General features: G+C 54.2%; 4 protein-coding genes. All 4 read left to right on the plus strand.

Going from position 1 to position 5,213, the window contains the following annotated elements; genetic code table 11:
• Positions 1–164: 164 nt before the first annotated feature.
• A complete protein-coding gene (locus V6C07_RS09145; protein ID WP_333536114.1) occupies positions 165–593 on the plus strand; it encodes an Lrp/AsnC family transcriptional regulator in 429 nt (142 codons plus the stop codon).
• 835 nt (positions 594–1,428) lie between these two features.
• Positions 1,429–2,691: an amino acid permease gene (locus tag V6C07_RS09150; protein WP_333536115.1), complete on the plus strand. Its 1,263-nt coding sequence runs from the start codon at positions 1,429–1,431 to the stop codon at positions 2,689–2,691.
• Between the two features lie 167 nt (positions 2,692–2,858).
• On the plus strand, positions 2,859–4,142 hold the full coding sequence (gene kynU / locus V6C07_RS09155) for a kynureninase (RefSeq protein WP_333536116.1): 1,284 nt from the start codon (positions 2,859–2,861) through the stop codon (positions 4,140–4,142).
• 448 nt (positions 4,143–4,590) lie between these two features.
• On the plus strand, positions 4,591–5,213 hold a 623-nt coding region (locus V6C07_RS09160; protein ID WP_333536117.1), incomplete at its 3' end, for a flagellar basal body P-ring protein FlgI.

A 5,213-nucleotide genomic window follows, 5' to 3' on the forward strand; every position in this document is an offset into this window, starting at 1 on the left:
GCTCATTTGCTTGAATCTGTTCGGCAAGGATTCTCTGGAAGAACTTCTGAATCCGCGAAGACGAAAAACTATAAACACCTATAGTTATAGCCTGTTAGCTATGGGTGCTTAACCGGACAACATTGAGCATATATAAATGTTTTTTCGCAGAAAAAGAGGTATGTATGCTGGATAAAACAGATAAGGCCATCCTTGCCGCGTTGGAAAAAAACTCCAGAATATCCAATGCCGACCTTGCCAGAGCCGTTCATATCAGCAGGCCCAGCATTATCAAGCGCATCAACAGGTTTTTGGAAGAAGGCGTTATTGAAAAATTTACCGCTGTATTTTCTTTGAAAAAAATCGGCAGGCCCGTGTGCAGCTTTATACATATCAGCAATATAAAGCTGTCAGTGGCGGAAATGCTGAAAGTTTTAGACAGGGATGAGATCGTCGAAATATATTCGGTGACAGGCGAGAATAATTTTATTGCCAAAACAGCCGTGCCTGCCATGGAAGATATGGAAAAACTTTTGCAGGACCTTATGCCCTATTGCAGGGTCGTGACGTCTCTTGTCATTATCAAGCACGATGTTGACAGGCCGCTGGTGTAACGAGCACGCACCGGATTTTCAGGGCGTTTCGCTTTGAAGTGGCCCTGCCATTGCGTACGCAGCCATGCGTCGCGCATGGCTGGCGAATTTTCAGGCGACGTCCCGCAAGATTGGGGAATATATGCTCCTTGCAAAAAAATGAAATGCTCCGCGCGGCTTTCGCGCAGGCTTTTCTTCTTCTTCTTCCTCCTCCTCCTCCTCCTCCTCCTCTTCTTCTGCTCGCTCCTTCTTTTTTCCCCTCCTTTTTCCTTTTGCTCCTTCTCGGGGCGTTTTGCCGTGATTGACACGTTTGTCTGCTGCTTTGGCCCGCCCTGACCCTGCCGCCCCCTGTTGCACCGTACAGACGTTGCCGCTGCCGCCCGCCCTGCACAAGGCCAACTGTGCCAGGCGGGCTTTTTTATGGCGTAATGTAAAAAAATGGCAGCAAGTTTTTACGATATGTAAAAAAGAACTCCCATAATAATTCGTTCAGCTATGTACCTCTTTATGCTTATTGGTATAACATCATGATATGCAGACTTCTCGGCTGGCGGTGAATGCGCATGGGCTGTGGCACTCCTGCCGGTCGTGACTGTTCTGTTTTGCGGATGCTCAACGCTGCATGGGAATATGTTGTCGAAAGGGTTGGGTGCGGTCTGTCGTGTGGGTGAATGTCCAGACAGGCCGATGACTGACTGTGGAAATATATACGCTCAAAACTGCAATGCCTCGGATGCGTACACAGAGGCCATGACGAACAGGTGAACAATCTTTGCTGAAGGGGCATGGGATCGCCATGCCGTAGCCATACACGCTCATCAACAATCAAAAGAGCAGCCTTTTAAAGGGGGTACTTATGAGCAGCGCGCCTGACAGCAAACTTGTTCCTTTTACACGTTACGATGCCGGATGGGTCATTCTCTGCATCGGTATGGCCATCGGCGGAGCCATGGTCTTCATGCCCGTGCAGGTGGGCATGACCGGACTTTGGGTTTTTCTGACAGCAGCGGCCATTGCCTACCCAGGGGTATGCCTGTTCCAGAATTTTTATCTGGAAACGCTTACCAAGACGGAAAGCGCGCAGGATTATACGGATATCATAACGCAGTATCTTGGAAAAAACTGGGCCATGCTGCTGAGTATTTTATACTTTCTGCTGATGCTGACGGGCATGCTCGGCTATTCGACAGGTCTTGTGCGCGACAGCGCTTCCTATCTGCAAACCTATGGCCTTACCACAGCCCTGCTTTCCGATACTGCCTGGTGGCCCCTGGTGATCATGCTGGTCATGGTGGCCATTGCCGCTCAGGGAGAAAAGCTGCTCTTCAAGGTGTCCGGCCCGCTGGTGGTGGGCAAGCTCGCCATCATTCTTGCCCTGGGCATGGTTATGGTCCCCCATTGGAGCCTGGGCAACATAAAGCCCATGACGTCTTTGCTGCCGTTCATGCGCGACGTGTTCATCACCATCCCGTTTACGGTGTTTTCCGTCGTGTTCATGCCCATACTGAGTCCAATGAACATTGCCTACCGCCGACAGGAGCCGGACAGGCTCATAGCCACGTACAGGGCGTTTCGCGCCAGCAGGGTGGCTTTTGCCATCCTGATTGTGTCCGTGCTGTTTTTCGCAGTGTCCTTCACGCTGTCGCTGCATCACGAAAAAGCCGTGGAGGCTTTTCAGAACAATATTTCGGCGCTTGCCATCGCGGCCCAGGTGCTGCCCGGATCTGTCATCAGGGCCATGAGCACGGCTCTTAACATCTTTGCCCTGGTCACGGCGTTTTTTGCCCTGTATCTGGCGTTGCAGGAAGGTCTTCAGGGCATATGCTTCAATCTGCTCAGCAGGTTTATGCCTGAAGAGCGCATCAACAGAAAAATTCTGCACCGTTTTGTGGCGCTTGCCATCGCCCTGGGCCTCTGGGCCTGGGTGCAGATGAACGCCAAGGTGCTGTTCATTCTGCACCTGAGCGCGCCCCTTTTCGGCATCATTGCCTGTTTTATCCCCGTATATCTGATTTTTAAAATGCCGAGTCTGGCCTACCTGAAAGGGGGCAAGGCGCTCTATGTGCTGATTTTCGGCATCATTTTAACAATCTCGCCACTGCTCAGGTTTTTGGAATAGCGCCGGAGGCGGCGCGAGAAAGCTGGCCTGCCCAAAAGAAATCCGGGCCTGTGTTTTCCGGGTCGGAGTTGTCATAACCGGGATTGGCACGAGCCGGAGTTGCCACAGCCTGGGGCGAGGTTGTTGTGTGGCATGGCCTGACACCCCATCACGTTAAGGAGGATATCATGACATATGCATTTGAACTGGGCGCAGCGTTTGCCGAGGCGCTGGACAGCACGGACCCGCTCAGAAAGTTTCGTGAGCATTTTTATATTTCTGACGGGCTTATCTATATGGACGGCAACTCTCTCGGGCTTTGCAGCCGTGATGCGGAAAAGGGCATTCTTGGCATGCTTGAGGTCTGGAAAGAGCACGGCATCAACATGTGGAGCATAGAAGACGGCAAATACTTTCTTTATCCCTCGCATCTGGCCCGCAAAATGGCCCCGCTCATCGGCGCCGACGCCAGCGAAGTCACCGTGGCAAACAGCACCACTGTCAATATACATCAGGCTTTTGCCACCTTTTACAGGCCGGTCGGCAGCAGGAACAAAATTATTGTTGATGGGCTGAACTTTCCCACAGACCGGCATGCGGTGGACAGTCAGGTGCTTTCGCGCGGCCTTGACCCGCAGGAAGTCATAAAGGTTGTTGCCAGTGAAGACGGCAGAACCGTCAGCGAGGACGCCATCATCGCGGCCATGACGGACGATGTCTGCATGGCGCTTTTTCCTTCGGTGTACTACCGCAGCGCGCAGTTGCTGGATATGAAAAAAGTCACCGACGCGGCCCGCAGCAGGGGCATCATCATCGGGTGGGATCTTTGCCATTCCATAGGCTCGGTGCCGCACAACTTTGCCGCACTGGATGCGGATTTTGCCGTATGGTGCAACTATAAATATCTTTCCGGCGGTCCGGGGGCTGCCGCAGGCTTATACATCAACAGGAAACATTTCGGCACGACGCCGGGGTTGGCAGGCTGGCAGGGCAATGTCAAGGAAACGCTTTTTGAACTGCGGCAAAAGCACGAGCCTGCGCACAATGCCGACGGCTGGCTCATAGGCACGCCGCCCATGCTTGCCATGGCCGGGCTGGATGGAGTTCTGGATATCTTTCATGAAGCGGGCATGCCCGCCGTCAGGGAAAAGTCCCTGCGTCTGACGGCCTATCTCATGTTCCTCATAGACAAACGCCTGGCTCCTTACGGCTATGCCGTGGGTACTCCCCGTGACGATGCGCGGCGCGGCGGCCACGTGGCCCTGGAACATGACGAGGCGTACCGCATTTGCAAGGTGCTCAAGAATTACAAGGTTGTTCCCGATTTCAGGGACCCCAATGTGATCAGGCTTGCACCCACAGCGCTGTACAATTCGTATGCGGATATTCATACTCTCGTGGATATTCTGGAAAAAATAGGCGCAAACAGGGAATATGAGAGTTTGAGCAAGGAAAGAACCCTGGTGGTCTAGAGCAGATTAACTTTGAGAATATACATTCTCAAAGTTTAAGGCACGCTCACTTCGGCGTTTAACCGCGCAGATAAACTGCGCTTACGCCTCCGTAGCGAACGTCTGCTCACGCAGCCGCCCGAGCAATTTAAAAGTTAAATTGCTCTAAATGCAGGTGCTTCTATTTTGAAACGGCTTCGGGTGACACCTCGTTGCCGAAGGATCGACATTTGAAACAGGCGCAAACGGGCTTTGTCCGGGAGCGCCTGTTTTGCGGCAGGGGGTGCTTTCATGCCGGGGAGCGGCCGACGCTGAAAACGCGGGCTGCCGCAGGACAAGGCCAGCCCTTGCAGTGAAGGGCGCGGGAAAACCGGAGCTGAGGCCCGGCGGAGCGGGGCGCGAAGGGGGCGTTTTCGGCACGCTTTCTGCAAAGACGGCTGTGCCGGTATTCCGGCAAGGAGACAGCGCCATGAAATTGACGATCTTGCGCCATCCCGTTTTATGGATAATCACGGCGGCCCTGCTGCTGAGCATGGCCTTGCCTGCGCATGCCGTGCGCATCAAGGATATAGCCTCTTTTTCGGGCGTGCGTGACAACCAGCTCATCGGTTACGGCCTTGTGGTGGGCCTGGCAGGCACGGGAGATAAAAAGGACGCGGTCTTTACGCTCAGCTCCATGAAAAACATGATGGACCGCATGGGTATCGGCGTGGATTCTTCGGCGCTCAAGACCAAGAACGTGGCCTCCGTAATGGTGACGGCCCGCATGCCCGTATCCGCCAAGCCGGGTACGCGCCTTGACGTCACCGTGTCTTCCGTGGGCGACGCCACATCGCTTTTGGGCGGCGTGCTGCTGCAAACGGCCCTCAAGGGCGTGGACGGCAAGATATACACCCTGGCCCAGGGGTCGCTGACCGTGGGCGGTTTTTCCAGCCAGGGCAAGGCTGCCAGCGTGAGCAAGAACATTTCCACCGTGGGGATCATTCCCGGCGGGGGCATTGTGGAGCGGGGCATTCCCTTTGAGTTCAACCAGCAGGACAAGCTCACCCTGCACCTGCGCACGGCGGACTTCAGCACGGCCCAGCAGGTTGA

Origin of the sequence: Desulfovibrio sp. 1214_IL3152 (assembly GCF_036763055.1) — a bacterium.
In the GTDB taxonomy this organism is placed as follows: domain Bacteria; phylum Desulfobacterota; class Desulfovibrionia; order Desulfovibrionales; family Desulfovibrionaceae; genus Desulfovibrio.